The sequence below is a fragment of the Streptomyces graminilatus genome (assembly GCF_001418565.1).
Taxonomy (GTDB): domain Bacteria; phylum Actinomycetota; class Actinomycetes; order Streptomycetales; family Streptomycetaceae; genus Streptomyces; species Streptomyces graminilatus.
The window spans coordinates 1-1,658 of sequence record NZ_LIQQ01000779.1 but is presented as its reverse complement, the minus strand read 5'-3'; the positions used below and the strand labels follow the sequence as shown (position 1 = coordinate 1,658).

The 1,658-nt window shown below is 68.9% G+C and carries 2 protein-coding genes; both read right to left on the bottom strand.

Going from position 1 to position 1,658, the window contains the following annotated elements:
* Nucleotides 1-51: 51 nt before the first annotated feature.
* Nucleotides 52-678, bottom strand: coding sequence for a DUF305 domain-containing protein (locus tag AOK08_RS41480; RefSeq protein WP_055535705.1), 627 nt, complete (start codon nucleotides 676-678; stop codon nucleotides 52-54).
* Between the two features lie 67 nt (nucleotides 679-745).
* Nucleotides 746-1,186, bottom strand: a complete 441-nt coding sequence (locus tag AOK08_RS41475) for a DUF6153 family protein (protein WP_055535704.1) — start codon at nucleotides 1,184-1,186, stop codon at nucleotides 746-748.
* Nucleotides 1,187-1,658: the final 472 nt, after the last annotated feature.

Here is a 1,658-nt window from a genome sequence, read left to right as displayed (position 1 = left end):
GCGAACCGGCCGGGTGCCCAGGGGCGTGGCCGACCGGTTCGCGGTGGTGGGTCAGTTCTTGCCGAGGAGCTTGTTCATCTCGGCGATCTCGGCCGTCTGGGTGCGGATGACGTCGTCGGCCATGGAGGTGGCGGGGCCGTACTGGCCCTTGGCCTTCTCGGTGGTGGCCATCTCCACCGCGCCCTTGTGGTGCTCGATCATCATCGTGAGGAACGCCTTGTCGAAGTCCTCGGCGGCCGATCCGTGGTTCATCCCGGGCATCGCCTTCATGGACTCCATCGACTCCATCGAGTCCATGCCGGGCATCGACTGCGTCGACGTCGGGACTTCCTTGCCCCAGGTCTTCAGCCACCCCGACATGGTCTCGATCTCCGGGGCCTGAGCCTTCTCGATACGGGCCGCGAGGGCCTTGACCTCGGCCGACGAGGCCTTCTTGGCGGCCACTTTGGCCATCTCCAGGGCGCCCTTGTGGTGGGGGATCATGCCCTGCGCGAAGGTGACGTCCTGGGCGTTGTGGTCCTCGGCCTTGCCGCTCCCGGCGCCGGCACCTGTACCGGTGCCTGCGGCGCTGCTGCTGTTGGTGTCGCTCTTGCCGTCCTCGCTGCCGCACGCGGTGAGCGTGACGGCGAGGGCGGCGGTGGCGGCCATGGCGACGAGGATGCTGCGGGTTTTGCGCATGCTGGAACTCCTGCTGTGCGGTGCTGTGCGTGATGGATGTGAGGCGAGTCGGGTTGGTGAATTGCCTCTAGATCCGCAGGAGTTGGAGTTCGGCCAGGGACGGTGGCGCGCGGGCGCCCTCGGGAGCCGGGGGCAGCGAGCGGTCGGCACGGGCGGCCAGGGCCGAGGCGCCTGCCGGGTCGGGCGCGAGCGCGGCGAACGTGTGCCCCGCCGGGACGGCGCCGGAAGCGCAGGTCGCGTCGGCGTGCTGGGCATGGCCGTCGGGCGAGCCTGAGCAGTGGCAGACGGATTCCTCGGCAGGCCCCGCCCGCATGCTCAACGACCGCGACGCCTGGGCCTCGTGCCCGTGGTGGGCGGAGTGCGTCATCCCGACGGACAGGCCGCCCGGCGCGAGTCCGTGCATCGCGAGGACACCGGCCAGCAGCCCGAGCACGACAAACGCACGCGCCCACCGGAACGGGTTCCGCCCGGGGTGCGCGCGCTGCTGTCGCTGTGCGCGGGCTGTCATCACGGGGGTCATGCTAGCCCGGCGAACGTATACGGGTACGGGGTACCCCTATATTCGCGCCATCGGGAGTGTCGCGTCGCACGTCAGGAGCTCGTACGCGAGGGCTCGTACGCCGGGAGCTCGTACGTCAGAGGCTCGTACGCCAGGAGCTCGTCCCTCAGAGGCTCATGCGTCAGGAGCTCGTACGTCAGGAGCTCGTGCGTCAGGAAGTACGGCCGAAGCGGCTCTCCGGCTCATTCGGGTCGTGGAACCTGCTGGCCTTGGACACCGGGCGCATCGTGGGTGGCGCGGGTGGACCCGGGGCATCCGCGGAGTGGCGGGCGCGGGGCGTATTCGGCGTGTGCGGGGCAAATGGGCCAGGGAAAGTGTGGTTGTTTGATTCACCTTGTGCTGAAGATTTGGTGACTTCTATCATCTAGTCCTGTCCGCGAGACCCCCGGATACCCCCAGATGCCCCACAATTCCCCCACAG